Source organism: Actinotignum stranguriae (assembly GCF_051265215.1).
Classification (GTDB): Bacteria; Actinomycetota; Actinomycetes; order Actinomycetales; family Actinomycetaceae; genus Actinotignum; species Actinotignum schaalii_C.
In genome coordinates, this window is record NZ_JBOZCJ010000005.1 from 1 (window position 1) to 21,184 (window position 21,184).

Here is a 21,184-nt window from a genome sequence, read left to right on the forward strand (position 1 = left end):
GTGGACCGATCTACACAACGGGGCTAAATGGAACCAAACCTACTAAACCGTAACCAACACATTTTGTCCTATAAGCCGGATCTAATAACGGCCGTGGAAATACGATTTCCGCGGCTGAATTTAATTTCTATGTGGATCCGGAAGCCGCACAGATTGTTTTTACGGCCGGCTTTGAGGATATTCACGTGGTGACCTGGGATCCCATCACCCTGCGTGATGCCACCATCACCCGTGCGGAATACAATGCGCTGGCCGATAAGGATACGACCCTCGCGAAGTTCTTCAAGAAGGTATGCGATACCACCCTGGACTTCAACGAATCGGTAGGAGTGGATGGCTCCACGCATCCCGATTCCATGACACTTGCCACGCTCCTACATCCGGAACTTATCCTCAGCGAAAACCGCTACCGGGTGGATATTGAAACCAGTTCGGAGCTCACCCGCGGATATTCGGCCATGGCCTGGGAGAAATTCCCGCTGCCCGCCAACGCGTACGTGGTGGAGGAAGCCGATAAGAAGGCGTTCTTCGCGCGGCTGGATGCCTTGCTCGCACAGCAAACTACCCCGAACCAGCCCTTCGTGGGCCTGGCCTAAGTTCTGCCGGATATCGGTCCATAATGCGTGAAGGAGAATTCCATGGCTGAACTCTCAAGGGAGCTCCCCTCCGAATTTATTGAGGGGACCACGGTGCGCGCCGCCGGGAACCGCGCGATTAACCCGAAGCTGGTACTCACCGCCCTCATGCTGGTGATCGCGAGTTTCCAGCTCAATGCCACAATGCTGGCACCGGCTATCGGCGATATGGCCAGCGCCCTCAATACTAATGCCGGGGTGATCGGCTGGAGCTCCACGGTGTTCCTCGCGGTAGCCGCGGCGCTCGCGATTTTCTTCCCGCCGCTGGCCGATAAAATCGGGCGGCGCGTGACCCTGTTGATTTCCGTGAGCTTTATGGTGGTGGGAACGGTGCTGGTACTGGTGACTAGCAGCGTGGCCATGCTCATGGTGGGGCGCTTCCTCCAAGGTTTCTGCGGGGCGACTTTCGCGCTGGGTAACCTCACCCTGCGTGCCATCCTGCACCCGAAGAAATACGGTTTCTATATCGGTTTGGTTGCCGCGATTAATTCCGGGGTAGCCGGGATCGACACTCTCCTGGGCGGAGTGATTGTGGATCATGCCGGCTACAAGGGAATTTTCTGGACGATCTTGGCTTTGGAAGTGCTGGCCCTCATCTGCGTGGTGGCCTGGGTCCCGGAAACCCGTGTTCCGGCGGCCAGCCGCATGGACTGGGGCGGGGCAATGACCCTCACCGGCTCGCTATGGTCGGCAAATATGGCACTCACCTTCGGCTTCGGTTCGCTGGGCTGGGGGAATACCTGGACCATTGTCGCAATTATCGCGGCGGTGGTGCTGGCGGTAGCCTTCGTGCTGGTGGAGCGCGGGGTTGCGGACCCGTTGGTCCCGCTGCCCGAGCTGGTCAAACGCCAAACCTGGGGCGTGACCGGGACGGCGTTCTTCACCCTGGCTTCCGCTTTCTCGGTGCTCATGTACCTTATCCCGGCGGTGTCCCAGGATGTGGAGAACGGTCTGGGTATGGGCGGTACGGAATCAGCGCTGCTCTACCTCACGCCCTTCTCGCTACTGGGCTGGCTGCTGGCACCCTTCGTAGGCAAGTACGCCCCGCGGCTGGGCTACCGCGCGATTTTGCGCGCCGGGCTGCTGGGCAGCATCGTGCTCATCACAGGTGTGGTGGTTTTCGGGTTCGAGAACCGCTGGGTGCTCTTCACCCTGGCCTTCCTCATGGGTGCCACCTATACCGCGATGTCCAATACCACCCTCAACGCCATGGGCGTGCTTTACGCTTCGCCCACCCGGCCGGGGGTGCTCCCGGGTCTGACCTCCGCGGCTTTCAACCTGGGCGCGGGCGTGGGTACCGGGGTGATGGCCTCCTTCGTGGCTCGTAACGCGGTAGCCGGCGATATTACCGCCGGGTATTCGCAGGCCGCGATTGTTGGGTTGGTCTGCGCGGTGATCGCCTTCGCGATTTCTCTGGCGCTGCCGGCCCAGGAAACGACCGGAGGTGAGAAGATCTAGGCTATCTGGTGAGAGCGGGGTCGCGGGTTTTTCTGCCGTGCAGTTTGCATGCGGCGGCGAACCCGCGGCCCCTCTTTTCTCGGTAGGGTGGAGGAGTTACACCGCACGCAAAAGATTCGCACGCAAAGGATAGTTGTGACTGAACAGTCCTATGTTTCGCGGCGTCGCCGCCCGCCGAGTTCACGCCACTATAGCGCCACCCAATTGCGCGATGCCCGCCTGGCGGTGAGCGCGCTCTTCTTCACCAACGGTGCGATTTTCGCTAATATTGTGCCGCGTTTCCCCGAACTTAAGCGGATTCACGAGCTCGATAACGCCGTGTACGGCCTTGCGCTCGCGGCTTTTCCGGCCGGTGGCATTATCGCGGGGGTTTTCGCCGCGCCACTCATTCGTAAATTCGGATCCGCGCCGGTGGCGGTGGCCGGTACCCTTTTCACCGCGCTCGGTCTTATTGTGGCGGGTGTGGGGCCCACCGGAATCTTCTTCGCGGCCGGAATGTTCCTCGGGGGCGCCTGCGATGCGGCCACCGACGTGGGGCAAAATGCGCATGGCTTGCGGGTGCAGCGCCATTACGGGCGCTCGATCATTAATACTTTCCACGCGACCTGGTCCGTGGGCGCGATGAGTGGCGGGCTCATGTCCGCCGCCGCGATCTGGATTGGGTTGCCGGTGCCCGCGCATCTGGTGCTGTCCGGGACGCTGTGGGCTGTTGTCGCGCTGGTGGCCCGACGCTTCTGCTTGCCGGGGAACGACGCCGCAGACCCCGGGCCAAGCGGTACGACCGCAGATCACGCTGGTGACGGGGTAGGCGCGCCGGGGGATGGGTCGGCGTCGTCGAACCTATCTGAGGGTACGCAAGAAGCCGCGCCTTCCGGGGCTCCCGTGCCGGCCGAAACTTCGGGACCACTGACGTTCCGCACCGTGGCGATGCTGGGTGCGCTTGTGCTCATTGCCACGATGGGTGGTCTTATTGAGGATGCTGGATCCAGTTGGGCGACTCTGTACGTGGGGCAGCTCGGTGCCGTGGGAGGCTTAGCCGCGGCGGGGTATGTCGGTTTGGTTGGCTCGCAGTTCGTGGGGCGGCTGCTGGGCGATGGGCTGGTGGATCGCTTCGGGCGGCGCACCGTGGCCCAGGGCGGGGCGGCGCTCATTACCGCGGGGATGGGGCTGGCGCTGCTGTTCCCGAGCGTGCCGGGCACGATTGCCGGTTTCGCGGTGGCCGGTTTTGGTTCGGCCACGCTGGTGCCGGCGGCTATTCAACAAGCTGACGAACTTCCCGGACTCAAACCGGGCACGGGCCTGACGGTCATTTCCTGGCTCATGCGCATCGGTTTCCTGGTTTCCCCGCCGATTGTGGGTATGGTGGCCGATACCTTCGGGCTGCGCACCGGTCTGTGCGTGGTGCCCTTCGCCGGCATCACGGTACTTCTCCTCAGCTGGACGCTGAGCCAGGGCGAGCGGGGTGCTCAGAGTGAGCGGGACATCCCCACCTCGCCGCGGCCCAGCGTCCGGGAGGAAGATGAGAGCTAATGCTCTTAGATCTTGTGCTTCTTAGTACATATCGGTCTTTACATTGAATGTGGATACGACTCGGCGGATTTCGTCATCACTGAGGCCGGTTCCCTTTCCACCGCTCGCGGCGTTCATGTGTTCGTACATGGCGCCGGTTTCGAGGTACTCGATGGTATCGACCGCGGAAAGCGCGGAAGAATCTGAGCGAACCATAATTCCGTGCTTGGCCCAGAGCGCGATGCGATGATCGCGAAGTCCGATCACATTGTTCTCCATGAGTTCGTCGCTACCGGGAACCATGAATTCGAGGACGGCGATACCTTCGGGAACCTGAACGATGGTTTCCGGCTCCCACCGGAAGATCATGCGATTGAAATCCTTGTTGTTGAGAGTCTCGGGAATATGTGAGAGCGCAACGAGGTACGGAGGCTGCGCGTGCACAATAGCCTGGAAACTCACGCCGCGCTGAGCCACCTGGTCGTTATGCACCGCAAGATGCGAATTGAATTCGCTCGTGGGGCGCTGATACGCCTTGTTTGGATGCGTGTACCAGGTACCGGTTTCGCCACCTTCATCCACAATGAAAGCCGACACGTTCTTTTCGGGCGCGTCCGCAACCTCACGCAAACGGCATCCTGATCCGGTTACGAACACCGTTCGTCCCGCCAGAGCAGGTACCTTCCAGGGGAGCTTGACGCTGGCCTGCTTTTCCGGGAAAACTGATTCGAGATCGGTATCCCAATCAACGGAAATAGAGATATTTCCGGCGCCGGCTTCCGCGGCGTGCAGGTGGTCGAGGCGACGTCCGGTCACTCCCATTTGTTCCAGGAGGGCGTCAACAGTTAATTGAGAAGTCATGGTCTCTCCATCTTTGTTAGAAAATTCGACGTCGGGCTTCTTGCCAAACGCTTTGATTGTTCTGGGGTGTATAGCTGGTGAGTTCGGTCGATGCACGTACAACCTCGCGTAGTGAGGTAAGTGAATCCGATATCGAACCAGCCGTTCGTGCCTGGAGTAAAAGATTTCCAAGCGCCGTTGCTTCCGTGGGGCCTGCGACGACGGGAAGTCCGCACGCATCGGCAGTTAGCTGACACAGTAATTTGTTCTGAGATCCTCCTCCGACGATATGGACGACATCTATATCCATCTGTGCAAGATGTGCAGCCTGCTCGATGGTTTGGGCATGTGCAAGAGCTAAGGAATCGGTGATACAACGGGCATATTCTCCAATATCCCGGGGGCGTGGTTGCCCACTTGCTTCAGCTAGAGAATCAATTCGGGCGATCATATCTCCCGGCGTCGCGAAGATCGGGTTATTGACATCGATAACAGTGCGAAGGGACGGTGCTGATGCCGCAAGGGAAACGACCTGAGCAATTGAGAGACTGGGATCGATTTCTTTCCATTGGGCCACGCAACCATTGAAGATCCACATCCCCATAATGTTCTTCAAATAGCGGGTGGTCCCATCAACACCGAGCTCATTAGTGAAGTTAGCTTGCTGAGACTCTTCACTGAGGATCGGCGCTTCTAATTCAAGTCCGGCCAATGACCACGTCCCGCACGAAATGAAAGCGAAGTTCTTGTGTTCACTAGCGGGCACGGCTGCTACCGCTGACGCCGTGTCATGACTACCCACCGCCACCACCGGAGTGCTTTCTCCGTTCTGAGTGCGTAGATCGCAAATCTCAGGCCGAACAGCACCAATTCGAGTTCCAGGTTCGATGAGTTCGGGTAGTTTCGCGGAGATATCAATGCCGGATATCTCCTCATATATGCCAGTCATCTCGGGCGACCAGGATCTAGTGCGCGGATTGACAAAGCCAGTTGATGACGCGTTTGTTATCTCCGCATATTTCTTTCCGGTCAGCCAATAATTGACGAGGTCTGGCAGGAGGAGGAGCGATTCTGCCTGTTCCACGACCGGCCGGTAGTCTCTGCTGTGAGCAGCTGCGAGCAATTGGAAAATTGTGTTGATATCTATGTTTTGCAGGCCGTTATGTGTGTAAATATCCGTTGCCGAGTAGCGGGAATACACTGTTTCAGGAACGCCGTGAGTCCTGCTATCGCGATAGCTAAAGGGGGGACTGATGAGTCCGCCTTCCGCACCGAGGAGGACGTAATCAACCGCCCAGGTATCCACGCCAATTGACTCGATAGACGTTCCGCGTAGATTCTTCAGTGACGCGCAAATATGCTCCCACACCTGGAGTAGCGGCCAGAAAAGGTTATTCTTCTCGGTGCCTGGAACACAGATAGGTCCGTTTGGGAATCTAGTGATTTCGCCTGTCGACTTCAGTTTTCCGTCAGCGACTGTGCCGGTTATGACTCTGCCGGAGGAAGCACCTAAATCGATGGCAACAAAAGTTTTCATTACTCTAATTCCTCATTTGAGCTTCGGGCCGGGCCCGTAAGAGCTCGGCCCGAAGCTGGTGTGGCGCTCAATAGTTTCAATAGTTCAGAGCGGGATGGTTAGTAAGACTCCGTAGGGAAGCGGGAGAATTAGGCACCCCAGCTTGCCTGAGTTCCGCCAACCCGTTCCTTCCGAATCTTCTCCAGATAGCCCGATTCCATAAAGGCCCGCATGGGATCCGGATCAATGCCTTGGGACTCGCGCAATTCGCCCAGGAGGCCGCGGACGTCCGTGTAGAAGGCATCCATAAGAATGTCATTCGCCCCGAGAACATCTCCGGCCACCTGCTTTTCCTTGAGAGCATCGCGATCCACGAGCAGGGCCTTCGCGGTCATTTCCTGCACATTGGTCACGGAGCGGATTTCAGCCGGGATTTTTTCTTCCAGGTTATGGCACTGATCAAGCATGAAGTTCACGGGCGATCCTTCATCCAGGGCACCGGCCGCGACGATCTCATTGAGAATGCGGAAGAGCTGGAACGGATCCGCAGCCCCGACGATAAGGTCGTCGTCGGCATAGAACCGAGAATTGAAGTCAAATGCACCAAGGCGTCCCACTCGGAGGAGCTGAGCCACGATGAATTCGATATTGGTTCCGGGAGCATGGTGGCCGGTATCAAGAACCACCATGGCGCGTTCGCCCAGCGCCTGGCACTGAACAAGCGACGTGCCCCAGTCCGGAACATCGGTGTGGTAGAAAGCCGGCTCGAAGAACTTGTATTCCAGAACCAACCGCATATCGTCATCGAGTTCGGCGTAAATTTCCGCAAGCGATTCCGCCAGCCGATCCTGACGCTCCCGAATGGAATCTTGACCGGGGTAGTTGGTGCCATCAGCCAGCCAAATCTTCAGATCCTTCGATCCGGTCTTGCGCATGATATCGACGCATTGCTTATGATGATCGATTGCCTTCTGGCGGATCTTCGGGTTCACGTTGCACAAGGAGCCGAACTTGTAATCTTCGTCCTGGAAAACATTCGAGTTAATCGTCCCGATTGTTACACCCAGGTCCTCCGCGTGCTTGCGGAGTGCATCGTAATCATCGGTGAGATCCCACGGGATGTGGAGAGAAACTTTCGAGGCAGCGTGAGTATAGGCATTCACCTGTGCCGCGTCAGAGACTTTCTCGAAGGGATCACGCGGGACGCCGGGCGTTGTGAAAACACGGAAACGCGTACCGGAATTTCCAAAAGCCCACGAGGGGAGTTCAACATCTTGGCGTTCGAGGATCTCGCGGTTCTTCGCGCTGAGATCACTGAGTTTCACCATTGTCTGTTCCTTTCTCAATATTTCTTTGCGGTTTTATTTCGACGACGCAGCTGAAACAACTCGCCCGTACCGCTCGATCTCGATATCCTCGAGCGACTTGCCCTGGGTCTTCGGTGCGCCAAGGGTGCCAACAATGAGAGAAATCGAGAGGAATCCGATAAGGATCAGTCCGTCGATCATGAGTCCGTTCTCCCACTGGAGGATGACCGGGAAGATAAGGGAAATTAGGCCGGATGCGACTCGTACCAGGAAGAAGATGATTCCCTGCGCACCGGCGCGGTACGGAGTGGCGAAGAGTTCCGGTGCCCAGACCGAGTAGAAGGCCTGGGCGGAAGGACCAGCCGAAATTCCCCAGATGATCGCGTAACCGAAAGCGGTGAAGGCGGAATCGGAAGGACCGAAGATGAGGATCAGCCAGGCAACGATGGCCAGAACGGCGCCGATGAAGAAGTGGGTGCGGTAGGGCATCGTGTCCACGAAGTACATGAAGAAGACGGTGCCGATGATGACCACGCCCCACGAGAGCATCGAGAAGAGGTTTGAGGCCAGCTGGTCGTAGCCAACGCTATTGAGGATGGTCGGGAGGAAAATACCGTTTTGCGAGGCGGCCTGGTTCCAGCAGGTGTAGATAACCGCGAGGAAGATCAGTGCGCGGATATTGCACTTCCAGGAGAACAGTGCCTTGAAGGACTGGAACATTGAGGGCGGCTTGGTTTCGGAACCACCCTTGGCTTGCTGCCAGGCCTCTGATTCTTCCAGATTTCTGCGGATATACCAGGTAATCAAAGCGATAACCACGAGGTGAGCGAAGACCAGTCGAGATCCGAGCAGTCCCAGGGGTGTCACGGCGCTCGCGAGACCGAAACCGATGAACGGTCCGAATGACCAGGCCAATTGGGTTGCCCCAATATGCCTGCCTCGACTTTCGGTTGGTGCAAATTCAGCAATATATGTCCAACCTGCTGGAACTGATGCACCTACCGCAAGTCCGATTATGACGAATCCTATGAAGAGCATCGGGAGGTTACCGGCGAAGACCACAATAAGTCCACCCAGTGCGTAGACGAGGAGGTCGTAGGTGTAGATGACTTTTCGTCCGTATTTGTCACAGAGCGGTCCACCAATAAGAGCACCGATGGCGGCACCGAAAGCATTGGAACTAAAAGCAGCGAGCAATCCCGCGATTCTGCCGTTGTCGTCGGGGAAGTACGCGGCACCCCAAAAACCAAGCGAGGTCGCAATCGCAATAATGGACCCTGAGTCAATGTAATTGGACATGGAAACGGCGATCGTTGCCTTCCATCCGGTTAATGGCTTTTTTGACATGTTCTCTCCGTTGAAATCAGATGTCACTGAAGATAGAAATACTGGGATAAGAAGTAGTTCGTGCCGCCATCAGGCTGTACAAAGTACTGAGCCATCTCGGCCTGCCACTTGGTGTTAATCTCCTCGTTTTCCATGCAGTTCATCGCTTGCCAGACGTCATCGGCTTCAAAATAGCCAAAAACAACGGCGGTTTCCGGGTCGACGAAGAGTGAGTAGTTCCGCCATCCGGAACGTGACAAGGCGTCGCGCATCTCTTCCCATACATGGCAGTGCGCTTGGAGATATTCATCCAACTTGTCTTCACGGACTCGTAAAACAAAGCCACATCTTGAATCAGACTTCTGCGTCGTGTCATTCAAAATCTGGTCAACAGTCGGGGTGCTAACCATAAGTCAACTCCTTCGTTGAAGGATTGAAAGGTTTCAATCCGTAATGAAATACTACGTTTGATACGTTTCAACGTCAAGTGGCAAACGTTGTTTGCTTCTGAGCAAACGCAGCTTGGTTGCTTATTCGCGCGGCTGCGCTACCCAAAGAAAGGGCGCAATAACGCCACTTTCGGGTATTAATTGACAGGTTGGCGTGGGGGCGCCGTCGATTCTCGAATTATCAGCTCAGGAATAAAAGCAATGTCTTGAGCTTCGGCGGGTTGCTCCAGAAGAAGGCGAGCTGCGGTTTCTCCCAGTTGCTCCATGGGCTGACGAACGGTTGTCAGCGGAGTGATGAGTTCGCGGGCAACGTCAATATCATCAAAGCCAATAATGGACATATCGCGTGGGATAGAAAGATGATGCCGCCTGGCAGCACGCATTGCACCGATGGCAAGGGAGTCGTTGGCACAAAAAACAGCGGTAACTTCCGGGTGGGAGGAAAGGAGCTTCGTCATGGCGCGTTCACCGCTTGCGGCATCAAAACGCTCGGCGCTGATTTCCACCAAGGTCAGCAGGTCATCGGATTTCATAACGGTCTGGCGAACTCCTATTCTTCGCGCCTGCGCTTGCCGTACTTTAGCTGAGCCGTTGATAAAGCCAATGCGATGATGGCCGAGACTTCGAAGGTGCTCGATAGCTATTTGAGCACCTTTGGTATCGTCAACGGAAACAGCATTCATCCCGTCCTTGAGCGCGGGATGATCAAGTAGAACGAGGGGTATTCTCCGAATTTCGAGAAGTTCGAGGCTTTTCTCGGCACCTGAGGACGGTGTCAGAATAATTCCACGTACTTCCTGGCCGAGTAGAAGGCGAAGTAAACCAGCCTCGCGGTCGGGATCTCCCCCTGTTGAACCGATAACGGGAAAACATGATTCTTCTGCCAAACGGGCTTCAATCGCGCTTGCGGCAGCGGCGAAAAATGGATTGGCGACGTCGAGAACTAGGACTCCCACCAATTTGGAATCGACTTTACGTAAACGGCGCCCGGCTTCGGAGGGAATGAACCCGAGTTTTTCGATAGCTGCTTCGACCTTTTTACGCGTGTGGTCGGAAACCCGTTCCGGATGATTGAGAACGTTGGAAGCAGTTCCTAATGACACCCCGGCTAATTGTGACACCTCGCGGATACTGGGACGTCGAATCACGTCTCCTCCTCGGAATTGGAACGGTAATATTAGCCATCCTAGGCGAGTTTCTTTACGGGCGGCACCTTCCACATCACCACTAAACACTTACGCGAAAAAGACCTCGCCGCGAAACGAGACCATCCGGTCCGGAACCAATTAATTCGGAGCTTGCCACGACGTGCGCGGTGTAGGCAACCATTTCTGCCCCAAAAACGTGTCGTAGCCTCCCGGTAAACTGATGGCATGAGCGACAATGGAGCCCAAACTCAGCAAGAACCGCGCGGCCGCGCCACCCGCACGTCCCTGATTGCGGCATTTCTGGTGCTTGCACTCGGCGTGGCTGGCGGGCTCTGGTGGTGGTTCAATGGGAGAACCTCCTCAACTCCGGCGGCTGGCCCCTCGGCTACCGCAACGGCATCGGCTGAGGCGGGCGGAGCGGCAGGTGCGTCGTCGTCGCCCATTACCGCGGCGGAATCTAGCCCCGCGCCGGTGCCCGGCCCCACGGATAAAGAAATGCGCAACGGAACCTATATTCTTCCGGATGTGTGTTACAGCAAACGTAACCCGCCCGCGCCTGTGACCGTGGCGCACGGGAAGATTCTTCCGGATCGCGAAACGGGGATGCAGCCGGGAACCATTCACCTCACCGAGCCGCTGGTGCTCGGCGGCGTGGAATATCGCGCGGTCGCGATGTCCTGCGGGGTGGGGGACCCGGCCATCGGCGCCATCGGGATTTACGATGCGAACCTCAGGCTCGTTTCCGCCATTGGCAACCATCAGTGGGGTGTGAAAAACAGCGTCCGGGGCACCCACATCGCCCAAGATTATGACGGCCTGTGGTCCTTTAGCGTGCATTCCATGGAATTCAAGGCCGGCCAGGCGCGGATTACGTACACGTCCTATACGCCCGTCGGTGGAGTGACGCGAGCCATGGAACGCGCGTATCCGCCGCATACCACCACCGTGAACTTCGTGTGGAACGGCAGTCAGTTCGTGCAAACGGGCGAGGTGTCCTTCCAGTTTGAGGACGGGCATTCCGTCACCGCACCCACCGAAGAACGCGCGCAGGCTGACCGTCAAACCCTTGCCGCGGCGGGATCGGAATGGGAAAATCTGCTCCCCGAACTCACCGGCGATCCACGCCTCACGGATGAAGAACAGCGCACCGCCGCCGCTGCACACCCCGTTTTCCGCGGATGCAACGCTCGCGAACCCCTGAGCACCACAGTCAGCGGCGGGCATGTGAAAGATACCGGCGGGTACGTGAGAGAAACTGATCGCTTTGACGCACAGGTGCCCGGCGAAGGCGATATCAAACCGCGCCCCACCGATATTCTCTGCGTCTTTTCCGTGGACAACCCGGCAGTTGAGAACGGTCTAGCGGACTATACCTACTACCTTGTGTACGACGGCGCCACCTCCGGCACCCCACCCCTCATCAACGTAGGAATGCGCCCTTAGCTGCACTTAGTTCTGGGCCGCCAAGATATCCACCGGCCAATCGGATAGCTCCAAGCGCTGCCCGAAAGCCACCCCACCCGGCTCCAGCAGCGGCGCATGCTCAGCAGCCAGCTCCACCGGATCAAAACCAATCGCATCAATAAAAGCAGCCACCCGGGAACGTGCGGCAGCGTCATCCCCGGCCACAGCCACCGTACGGCGCGCCGGAGCTCCGTGCGGGCGAGCCTCCGCGGCCAACTCCGTATACCCCGCATGATTGAGACTCTTGACGATAGCCAGCTCCGGATAGCGTGCTTGCAGCGCGGCGGTGGTGTGCCGGGCAGGTGCAGCGCTGGTATTCGAAATGCCATTGGCCGCGGCCCCGTCGGTCGCCTCCCAGGCATTCGTGGCATCAACAACAACGCCACGAACCCCGGTCAAATCAATCGAAGCAAGTGCAGGCCGCGGGAGCGCCAAAATCAAAATATCCGCCGTGCGGGTCAGCTCCTCGAAAGAAACCAGGCGAGCGGTCGGCAGCAAGGTCGGCAAAGTGAGATCGTAGAGCGGATTACCCGGACGCACGCTTACCGCCAGTGGAAAACCCGCCTCCGCAGCCAAGCGTCCTATAGCAGTGCCAAGCTTACCCGCCCCCAGCAGGCCGATCAGATCTTTATCCCCAGTGGTGTTCATAAAGAAAGAACGGAAAGCGAGCGGTGAAGTATTCCCAGGGCCACTGGCGGTGCCACCCCCTCATCGCGGGCCCTGCCGCCAAAAATAAAACACATTATATCCAAGTGAGTGTAGCCTGACCTTCCTATCTTTTCCACGATTTCCGCATAAGAATAAGCCTAGAAGTACCACTAATGGAGGTTCTAGTTGTGGAGAAATGCGCAATTGAAGCATGCGAATTCAAGCATGGGGACATGGGTCGCTTAGAAATGTCCGATACCATGGCGGGTATCCCAGGTGTGTTGGGTATTGAAGCGATGAACCGGCTGCGGGCCGGAGTGCTCGGCGCGAACGATGGCATTGTTTCCGTGGCTGCGGTAGTGATAGCCATGGGTGGTGCGCGGGCCTCAAGCACCGCGATTCTGCTCGCCGGGCTCGCCGCACTCATTGGTGGCGCAGTATCCATGGCGCTCGGTGAATACATTTCCGTTTCCTCCCAGCGCGATGCGGAACTGGACGCGCTGCGGCGCCGGGCGGGTGTAACGTCCCGGGCGAGTGTAGCGCGCTGTGCGGATGTAGCATGCCGGAGCGCCGTGGCGGGCGGACCCGCCACGGAACGTGACATTGTCTCTCCCTTCGGAGCGGCCTTCTCGTCCTTCTTCTCTTTCCTCGCTGGCGGTGCAGTTCCCTTCGCCGCCAGCCTGCTCGCCCCGCTCGGTGCCATCGCCCCAATCTGCTTCGTGGTCACCGTCGCCGCGCTTGCGCTCACCGGCTGGATCGCCGCGTGGATCGGTCAAGTCCCGCCGCTGCGCCCCACCCTCCGCACCGCCGCGGGCGGTACCCTCGGCCTCGCCCTGACCTTCGGTATCGGAGCACTTTTCGGCCAAGTAGTGTAGTATTCAATCAGGCGCGGCGCTGGCTCGTTCTGTGGCTAAGCTCAGACTGGAAGTGTGTCCCGGCCCGTCGGATCTCACCCGGCCCTCGAAAGGACCTGATATGACCTACACCTTCGGAATCGATACTTTTGGCGACGTCACCGCCGATGCCTCCGGTACCAAGCTCAGCCACGCCCAGGTGGTGCGCAATGTGGTGGCCGAAGCGGTGCGCGCCGAAGAGGTCAGCATCGACATTTTCAATATCGGTGAACACCATCGCGACGATTACGCAATCCCCGCCCCCGATGTAGTCCTCGCCGCGATTGCCGCGCGCACCCAGCGCATCCGTCTCTCCTCCGCCGTCACCGTCCTCAGCTCTGACGACCCGGTTCGCGTGGTCGAACGCTTCGCCACCGTGGACGCACTCTCCAACGGTCGCGCCGAACTGATGGTGGGCCGCGGCTCCTTCACCGAATCCTTCCCGCTGTACGGCTACAACCTGGCCGATTACGAGGATCTCTTCAACGAAAAACTCTCCCTACTCACCGAACTCCTCGCCCGCAACGGCCAGCCCGTCACCTGGAAGGGCGGGCCCCACACCCAAGCGCTGAACGCCGTAACCCTCTACCCGCCACTCGAACACGGTCCGCTGCCCACCTGGGTGGCCGTGGGCGGCAGCCCGGAATCGGTGGTGCGCGCCGCCCATTACAAACTCCCGCTCATGCTCGCGATTATTGGTGGCCCCACCTCGCGTTTTGTTCCGTTCACGGATCTGTACCGGCGCGCCTGGGAGCAGTTCGGGAACGACGGCGCAGCTGAGGTCGGCTACCACTCGTACGGCTACGTTGCTCGCACCGACGAGGAAGCCGTGGCTGACTTCTTCGACTACTACGTGGAAACGAATTCCCGCATCGGGCGGGAACGCGGTTGGCGCCCGCCTTCGCGGGAGGCGTATCTCTACGAGGTGAAGAACGGGGCGCTGGCGGTGGGTTCACCGGAAACCGTGGCCCGCAAAATCGCCACCGGCATGCGCGAGCTAGGTGCCACTCGCTACGACCTCAAGGTCTCCTATGGCTCGCAGCCTCACGAACAGAATCTTTCCTCCATCGAGCTTTTCGGCACCGAAGTCATCCCGCGGGTCAAGGAGCTGCTGGCCGGAGAATAGCTGGGCCGCGGAGTAGCTGGCTCGCAGCATCCGCGAATATAAGGCAGATATAAACCAGCGCGGCCCGGGCATATAACAGCCCGGGCCGCGCTCGCTACTGCTGTGTTAGTTTTACTTCTCCGCGATATCTTCGACGATATCCTTGGCCTGGTCAGCCGCGTGCTGCGCGGCTTCCTTGGCCTTATCGGCTACCTCTTCAGCCGCATCCTTGGCTTCGTGTGCGCCTTCCTTGACGGCATCTTCAGCCCGGGAGCCAGCACGCTTGGCTTTATCCGCTACGTCGCCAGCTGCGCTTGCGGCGTCGTTCACAACCTCTTCCGCAGCTTCCGCAACCTCCTCAGCACCGGCCTTCACGGAATCCTCCACATCTTCCGCGGGATCCTTCACGCCGTCCACATCTTCCCAGTAGGCCTCCGCCCAGGGATCCTCCGTGGGCTGGGAGCGCTTCCACAGGTAGTAGACCGCAACCCCAAGGCCGCCGACCAGCGCGATGGTGCCGAAAACTCGGCCCTTCCCGCGGGACTTCTTCACCGGTTCGGGAGTTTGAATCTCACGCGAGGCCACCCGCGCGATCTTCTGGCCGCGTTCGGCCACCGTACCCTCCCCCTTGGCGGCCTCGGCGGCGGCGTGCAGGGCACGCTGGGCGCGCGGGAGGTAATCATTGCGCACGTTCTCCACGAACTCCGAAGCGTTATCGCGGGCCTGCTCCACGTAGGGCTTGGCCTTCTCCGCAAGATCGTTGCCCACGGCCTTCGCCTGTTCCACGTACGGCTTCGCCTTTTCGGCCAGCTCCTGGGCGCGTGGTGCCGCCCATTCGTAACCTTGATTGGCGTAATCGCTCAGGCGTTCACCGGCCTGCTTCGCGTAATCCTGGAAATCGGACGCGGCGCTCTTTGCCTTGTGCTCCCACTTCTTCTGATTCCGCTTCCCCTTGAGCTGGGCTTTCTTTGCGGTGCGTTCGGCCTGGCTGCGCAGGTCATCGATTTTCGCCATAATGGCGTCAACCTCCCGCTGCGCTTTCTTGGCACGCTTGTCCGCGCGGCTTCGTCCACAAGCCATCGTTGACCTCCTACCGTTGAACCACAGAATTCTCCTGCGATTGAGTACCCCTCTATTGTTTCACTTTTCACCCCCCATTTGTCACGTGAATCACGTTTGCTTTTCGCGTGGCATAAAACCATGAGGTGTGCGAGACTTGAGCGCATGGAAGCAATTTTTCACACAAGCGAAGGCGATATTCGCGTCGAACTCTTCCCGAACGAAGCGCCCGAAACGGTCGCTAATTTCACCGGACTAGCTCGCGGTGAACGCGAATGGACCAATCCCGCCACCGGTCAGGCTTCGACCGATCCGCTGTACAACGGAACGATCTTCCACCGCGTGATCTCCGGTTTCATGATTCAGGGCGGGGATCCGCTCGGTAACGGCACCGGTGGTCCCGGTTATACGTTCGACGACGAAATCGCCCCCGGCCTCAACTTTGATGCCCCCTACGTGCTGGCCATGGCCAATGCCGGAACCCGCTTCGGCAAGGGCACCAACGGTTCGCAGTTCTTCATCACCGTGGCACCCACCCCGTGGCTGCTCGGCAAGCACACCATCTTCGGGAAGGTTGCCGATGAGGAATCCACCAAGGTTGTGGATAAGATCGCCGCGGTGCCCACCGGCGGAAATGATCGCCCGCTCAATGACGTGGTGATTTCCTCCGTCGAGATTATTGACTAAGCAATACGCAAAATTCCGCATACGTGATGAGCGGGGTGGTACCCAGGTACCGCCCCGCTTTTGTGTGCTCTGCCGGCGGCGATGCTCGCCGCGCGCCAGAACACTCACTCAACACTCATCCCAACACTCAACTCAACACTCACATACATGAGTGTTGAGTTGAGTGTTAAGTTGAGAGCTCGTAGGATGGCGCTATGCGCATCCCCACAACAAGCGAGGAAACGGGCCGTCTTATTGAGGGTTTTCGCCAGCAAGGGCGCGATTCTCAGCACATCGAAGTGAAAGCGGCCGCCCACGGCTTGCCCAAAAGTATCGTGGAGACTATCTCGGCATTCAGCAACGGTTCGGGTGGCTTGATTGTTCTTGGCCTCGATGAGGCCCGCGGCTTCACGCCGGTTCCTAAGTTCCCGGCAGCGCGGATTTACGATGCGCTCGCGGGGGTGTGCAGCGATAGCCTCACGCCACCGGTCCGCGCGGATATCGCCATGGTTCCCTATGGAGACACCACTGATGGAGAAACCACGCTGGTCATGGCCGCGATCCCGCCGCTCCAGCCGCGCGATAAACCCTGCTATGTCACCACCCGCAATGTGTACGGCGGATCCTATATCCGCACCGGCGATGGGGACCGCAAACTTTCCGCCTACGAAATTGATCGCCTCCTGGAAAACAAAACACAACCGCATTGGGATACCGACCTGGTGGAGGAAGCCAGCCTCGATTCCCTAGACCCAGACCTCCTCCACGCGGTCCTAGAACGCGAACGCCTCAACCACCCGCGCATTTTCGGGAAACTTCCGGATGAAACCGCGATGGAGCAGCTACGTATTATCGGAACTGGCCCGGATGGGCAGCGCCATCCCACCCTGGCTGGTCTGCTCTGCTTAGGTACGTATCCCCAGGAGTTCTTCCCTCGCCTCACGGTTACCTACGCGGTTTACCCGGGATCAACCAAAGCTTCTTCGCTTTCCGGGCAGCGGCATCTGGACTCGGGGACGCTGGCGGGTCCCATTCCCGCCCTGGTGGCCGACGGTGTCGGCGTCGTCGCAAAAAATATGCGGGTGGGTGGCGTGGTGCGCGGTGCTTTCCGGCATGACCTGGTGGATTATCCGCTCGTTGCGGTGCGCGAGGCGCTCACGAATGCGCTTATGCATCGCGATTATTCTCCGGTGGCGCGCGGCACCCAGGTGCAGTTGAACCTTTACGCGGATCGTTTGGAAGTGATCAATCCAGGCGGGCTGTTCGGCACGGTCACCATTGATTCCCTGGGCACAACCGGGCTGTCTTCCACGCGCAACCAATTCCTGGCGCGGCTGCTGGAATCCACGCCTTTCGAAGAGGGCGGTTTTGTGGCGGAAAACCGAGGGAGCGGCTACCAGGAAATTATGACTCAGCTGGAGCGGGAAATGCTTCCGCCAGCGCGGCCCGTCGACCGGTTGGATAGTTTCAGCCTCACCTTCGAGCGCCGCCGCATGACCCCCGCGGAGCAGGGTGCCGCGGCGGGAACGTCCTCGCGTGAGCGTGTTCTTGAATATCTGCGCACCCACGCCAGTGCTACCAGCCGCGAACTCGCGGGCGCTGCCGGGATTAGCCTGGGCGGCACCCGGGCTGTGCTCAATACCCTGGTCACCGAGGGGCAGGTGCAGCGCACTGAGCCTAAGACAAGTCCGAAGCAGCGTTACCGCCTCGCTCAACCTGGCATTTAGGTGCACTCGCGGCTCGGCGTGCGGGAACACTCACTCAACACTCATCCCAACACTCAACTTAACACTCACATACATGAGTGTTGAGTTGAGTGTTAAGTTGAGAGCTTGCTGGCTACACCCGGTTCCGCATCTATCCGGTACCGTCCACCCGGTCACACCCCCGCGCCGTCCGGTACGCTTGATTCAGAGTTGTCGAGCGGGATGACCGCGCAGAGAGGCCGAAAGTGCACAACGTTCCCAGGAAGCGCCGTCTTCAGATCCGCAAACCCATCCCCTATGTCACCATCACGCTTATCGTGGTGAATGTGGCGCTATTGCTGACCCAATGGCTCGACGCGCGCGTGGGGCAGGTCCTCATTTTCTCTCCCGGCATCGCCCACGAGGAGCCCTACCGTTTCATCTCCTCCACGTTCATGCACGCCGGCTTCACGCATCTGCTTTTCAATATGTATGCGCTGTGGCTGATCGGTTCGGTGCTGGAGCGCATGATCGGCTGGTGGCGTTTCCTGGGGTTGTACCTGCTCAGCGCGGTGGCCGGCAACGTCATGGTCCTCTACACCGTCTCCACCGACATCGACTACTACACCGGCACCGTCGGCGCATCCGGCGCCGTCTTCGGAATTTTCGCGGCGATGTTCGTGGTGCTGCGGCGTTTCGGTGGCAGCTTCACCCAAATGGCGGTGGTCATCGCCATCAACCTCGCGATCAGTTTCCTGCCCGGCACCAATATTTCGTGGCAGTCCCACGTGGGCGGGCTCCTCATGGGCGCGCTGCTCATGGCCGTGATTTCGCGCCGGCGCCGCGTTTCCCGCGCGCTCACCGCCCGCGATATTGCAGTGTTGCTGCTCGGCGCGGCATTCCTGGTGGCCGCGATTTTCTTCGGGTACCGGTAGGGGAGCGTCAAGCTGCGCCGTCGTTCTTTCTTGGTACGACGACGCCGCCACCTCGCAATCCGCACCCAAATAACATCGATGTAATTATCCACAGGGTTATCCCCGGCTGGGGATAACAGACCCCTGAGCTGGGTGTGTATTCCGGGTTGCACCGGCTGTCCCCGGCGACTTCGCGACAGTGCGCAGGGTCACTTATTTTTCAACGTATGTGCCTATATTCTGAAAATTACCTGGGAGCATAGCGCTGATCGAAGGAGACACATATGCGCACAACAGCACTCATGTTGGCGGGAACGCTTCTCGCCCCACTGGCAGTCCACGCCCTGCCGGCCACCACCCCGAACGAGCCGGCCCGGTTGGTCTGCAACGCGGGGAAAATGTCCCCGGACCAGCTGCGCGCTTGCCTGGCGAAAGCTATTAAAGATCGCGATGCTATCGTTGCCGAACTGGAAGCCAAGGGAATTGATGTGGCCGAAGCGCGCGAGCTCGCGCAGGAATGGGCCAAGGCTGATACGGAGCGTAGTACCTGGGAAGTGCGCTATAACAACGAAAAGTATTACGTCGATAACTTTGATGAGATCAAGAAGAAATACGATGATGCCGTTGCCAAACTGGCGGCAGCGCAGCGTGCATTTGACCAGGCCCAGGCAAAATACGATGCAGCTACCCAGCCCGATCCGGCGGCCGTGGCCGCGGCGCAGCGCCAGATGGATAGCGCGAATGCCGCCCTTGAAGCATCCAAGCGGGAAGCTCAGGCCCGCTGGAATCGTGGATCGCTCGGATTTTTCGAGGCCATGGGCGATACGGTGGCTGTTGAGGCTTTCTCTCAAACGAGCACCATCAACGATGTCCCGATTCCGCAATACACCAAGCTCGGGCAACCCGGGGATGCGACGAATCTTGATCTCATGCGCGAATCGATTCACCGAGTGGATAAGCTCAATGAGCTGCGGGCACGCCACGGGCTCGCCCCGCTCAAGATTTCCTCCGGGCTTATGGCTCATGCCCAGCTTAACGCCAATGTGAATGTGCACGGCGGCTTCTTCGATCACGTGGGGGGCTTCAATTACGGCGAGAATATCGCTGCCATGCCCAGCCGCAATGGGGATCCCTTCACCTTGTGGTATGACAAGGAAAAGGCTGAGTATGACCGAGGCGTGCGCGGCCCGAGGGTGGGGCATTACGTCAATATTATTGATCCGGGCTATGTGACCACCGGCTTCGCCATTGCGGATCCCGATCAATTGCCCTATTACTTCTTCGGGAACACCTTCGCGAGCAAGGGCATGATTGGCGATCAGTTCCTGCCCGGATACACCACCGCGGAGTACCTGGCTCGCCTGGACGGATACATCAGTAGCGCTCGCGAAAATATGACCCACGGGACCCCTGAAGCCCGCCGCGCGGTGGTGGAAGCGCAGGATGCTTTCCAGCGCGCGAACGCCGGTAAGGAAGATCCGGCCGCGCGCGAAAAACTCGACAAGGCCCGGGAAGCCCTGAAGAGTGCTCGCAGCGTTCACTTCGTTGCCAAGCACTCCTACGATGAAGCACTCAAGGCGCAAAAGACCTTCCCGGAAACCAAGAAGGCATGGGAAAAGGCCGTGGCGCGTTTCAAGGATGTTGATGCCAAGATGGCCGAAGCTGGCGATCTCATCGCTAAGCTCGCGAAGGCCGAAGCCGAGGTGCTGCGCGCCCAGGAGCGGGTGAACCAGATCGATACCCCGGTGCGTCCGGCCGATACCGGCAACGTTTTCTACGTATCGAATGACTGGACGTCCACCCAGGCATCCTCGGTGTTCTCCTACGGCCGGGCGCGCGATGAGGTGCTCGTCGGGGATTGGAACGGGGATGGCACGGATACTTTCGCGGTGCGCCGCGGAAACATGATCTACGTGAAGAACTCCGTGGACGGCGGCGCCGCTGATATTGCCTTCAGCTACGGGCGCGTGGGCGATGAGATCCTCGTGGGTGATTTCGATGGCGATGGCCGCGATACTTTCGCGGTACGGCGCGGTAATACCTTCTACGTTCTCAATTCCCTCCACAGCGGGAACGCGGACCAGGTCATTAACTACGGCCGCTACGGGGACACCGTGTACGCCGGTGACTTCAACGGCGACGGTATCGACACCTTCGCGGTGCGCCGCGGGAGCACCTACTTCGTGAAGAACCACATTTCCTCGGGAATCGCGGATCATGTATTCGCCTACGGACGCGCCGGCGATGCCACCATCCTGGGTGATTTCGACGGCGACGGCCGCGATACCTTCGCGGTGCGCCGCGGCAACACCATCTACGTCAAGAACTCGCTGGGTGCCGGGAACGCCGATTCCGTTCTCAGCTACGGGCGCGTGAGTGACGAACTGTACGTGGGTGATTGGGACGGCAACGGAACCGATACCCCGGCGGTGCGGCGCTAAGCACGAACGCGCGGCGCTAAGTTCGCCCGCTAACCAGGCGTAATGCGCCAACTAATGCGAACATAAACAATAAGGGGGCGGCCCGCCAAACGGCGCGGCCGCCCCCATATTTGTCAGCAGT

17 protein-coding genes and 1 pseudogene are annotated in these 21,184 nt (G+C 58.9%); 10 read left to right on the top strand and 8 right to left on the bottom strand.

Translation table 11 applies throughout. The features are described from left to right. Window positions 1–89: 89 nt before the first annotated feature. The 3 genes and pseudogenes from ACRQEG_RS03005 to ACRQEG_RS03015 all read left to right on the top strand — a co-directional run. Window positions 90–596: pseudogene (locus ACRQEG_RS03005) on the top strand (nucleoside hydrolase); the annotation flags it as partial. A gap of 42 nt (window positions 597–638) precedes the next feature. Next, window positions 639–2,093: an MFS transporter gene (locus tag ACRQEG_RS03010; RefSeq protein ID WP_016442067.1), complete on the top strand. Its 1,455-nt coding sequence runs from the start codon at window positions 639–641 to the stop codon at window positions 2,091–2,093. Between the two features lie 135 nt (window positions 2,094–2,228). Next, the gene (locus ACRQEG_RS03015) at window positions 2,229–3,623 is read left to right on the top strand and encodes an MFS transporter (RefSeq protein ID WP_284894925.1); all 1,395 of its coding nucleotides are present in this window, start codon (window positions 2,229–2,231) and stop codon (window positions 3,621–3,623) included. 21 nt (window positions 3,624–3,644) lie between these two features. Here ACRQEG_RS03015 and ACRQEG_RS03020 read toward each other — a convergent pair whose 3' ends face one another. From ACRQEG_RS03020 to ACRQEG_RS03045, 6 genes are all read right to left on the bottom strand, one after another. After that, window positions 3,645–4,463, bottom strand: coding sequence for a class II aldolase/adducin family protein (locus ACRQEG_RS03020; RefSeq protein ID WP_016442069.1), 819 nt, complete (start codon window positions 4,461–4,463; stop codon window positions 3,645–3,647). A 16-nt stretch (window positions 4,464–4,479) separates the two neighbouring features. Continuing rightward, complete coding sequence (locus ACRQEG_RS03025; protein WP_016442070.1) at window positions 4,480–5,979, bottom strand: rhamnulokinase; 1,500 nt, start codon at window positions 5,977–5,979, stop codon at window positions 4,480–4,482. Between the two features lie 128 nt (window positions 5,980–6,107). Next, a complete protein-coding gene (rhaI, locus tag ACRQEG_RS03030; protein ID WP_016442071.1) occupies window positions 6,108–7,286 on the bottom strand; it encodes an L-rhamnose isomerase in 1,179 nt (392 codons plus the stop codon). Between the two features lie 33 nt (window positions 7,287–7,319). Further along, complete coding sequence (locus tag ACRQEG_RS03035; RefSeq protein WP_016442072.1) at window positions 7,320–8,612, bottom strand: MFS transporter; 1,293 nt, start codon at window positions 8,610–8,612, stop codon at window positions 7,320–7,322. A gap of 23 nt (window positions 8,613–8,635) precedes the next feature. Then, window positions 8,636–9,001 carry an L-rhamnose mutarotase gene (locus ACRQEG_RS03040; RefSeq protein WP_016442073.1) on the bottom strand — a complete coding sequence of 122 codons (366 nt, stop codon included), beginning with the start codon at window positions 8,999–9,001 and terminating at the stop codon, window positions 8,636–8,638. Window positions 9,002–9,177: 176 nt separating this feature from the next. After that, window positions 9,178–10,188 carry a LacI family DNA-binding transcriptional regulator gene (locus tag ACRQEG_RS03045; protein WP_016442074.1) on the bottom strand — a complete coding sequence of 337 codons (1,011 nt, stop codon included), beginning with the start codon at window positions 10,186–10,188 and terminating at the stop codon, window positions 9,178–9,180. Between the two features lie 225 nt (window positions 10,189–10,413). Between ACRQEG_RS03045 and ACRQEG_RS03050 the strand changes: the two genes are divergently transcribed. After that, window positions 10,414–11,631, top strand: a complete 1,218-nt coding sequence (locus ACRQEG_RS03050; protein WP_016442075.1) for a hypothetical protein — start codon at window positions 10,414–10,416, stop codon at window positions 11,629–11,631. A gap of 6 nt (window positions 11,632–11,637) precedes the next feature. Here the strand turns inward: ACRQEG_RS03050 and ACRQEG_RS03055 are convergent, their stop codons facing one another. Next, window positions 11,638–12,300, bottom strand: a complete 663-nt coding sequence (locus tag ACRQEG_RS03055) for an NADPH-dependent F420 reductase (RefSeq protein WP_016442076.1) — start codon at window positions 12,298–12,300, stop codon at window positions 11,638–11,640. Window positions 12,301–12,533: 233 nt separating this feature from the next. Between ACRQEG_RS03055 and ACRQEG_RS03060 the strand changes: the two genes are divergently transcribed. Beyond that, window positions 12,534–13,175, top strand: coding sequence for a VIT1/CCC1 transporter family protein (locus ACRQEG_RS03060; RefSeq protein ID WP_196800224.1), 642 nt, complete (start codon window positions 12,534–12,536; stop codon window positions 13,173–13,175). 31 nt (window positions 13,176–13,206) lie between these two features. Further along, window positions 13,207–14,319: an LLM class flavin-dependent oxidoreductase gene (locus ACRQEG_RS03065; RefSeq protein WP_435733776.1), complete on the top strand. Its 1,113-nt coding sequence runs from the start codon at window positions 13,207–13,209 to the stop codon at window positions 14,317–14,319. 111 nt (window positions 14,320–14,430) lie between these two features. On the opposite strand, the gene ACRQEG_RS03070 is transcribed toward ACRQEG_RS03065, so the two are convergent. Then, a complete protein-coding gene (locus ACRQEG_RS03070) occupies window positions 14,431–15,378 on the bottom strand; it encodes a hypothetical protein (RefSeq protein WP_016442079.1) in 948 nt (315 codons plus the stop codon). Window positions 15,379–15,522: 144 nt separating this feature from the next. Between ACRQEG_RS03070 and ACRQEG_RS03075 the strand changes: the two genes are divergently transcribed. The 4 genes from ACRQEG_RS03075 to ACRQEG_RS03090 all read left to right on the top strand — a co-directional run bounded on the left by ACRQEG_RS03075 (window position 15,523) and on the right by ACRQEG_RS03090 (window position 21,063). Then, window positions 15,523–16,044 carry a peptidylprolyl isomerase gene (locus ACRQEG_RS03075; RefSeq protein ID WP_016442080.1) on the top strand — a complete coding sequence of 174 codons (522 nt, stop codon included), beginning with the start codon at window positions 15,523–15,525 and terminating at the stop codon, window positions 16,042–16,044. Window positions 16,045–16,238: 194 nt separating this feature from the next. Next, window positions 16,239–17,750: an ATP-binding protein gene (locus ACRQEG_RS03080; RefSeq protein WP_016442081.1), complete on the top strand. Its 1,512-nt coding sequence runs from the start codon at window positions 16,239–16,241 to the stop codon at window positions 17,748–17,750. Window positions 17,751–17,974: 224 nt separating this feature from the next. After that, on the top strand, window positions 17,975–18,643 hold the full coding sequence (locus tag ACRQEG_RS03085) for a rhomboid family intramembrane serine protease (RefSeq protein WP_284894928.1): 669 nt from the start codon (window positions 17,975–17,977) through the stop codon (window positions 18,641–18,643). Between the two features lie 263 nt (window positions 18,644–18,906). Further along, a complete protein-coding gene (locus ACRQEG_RS03090) occupies window positions 18,907–21,063 on the top strand; it encodes a CAP domain-containing protein (RefSeq protein WP_284894929.1) in 2,157 nt (718 codons plus the stop codon). Window positions 21,064–21,184 lie beyond the last annotated feature (121 nt).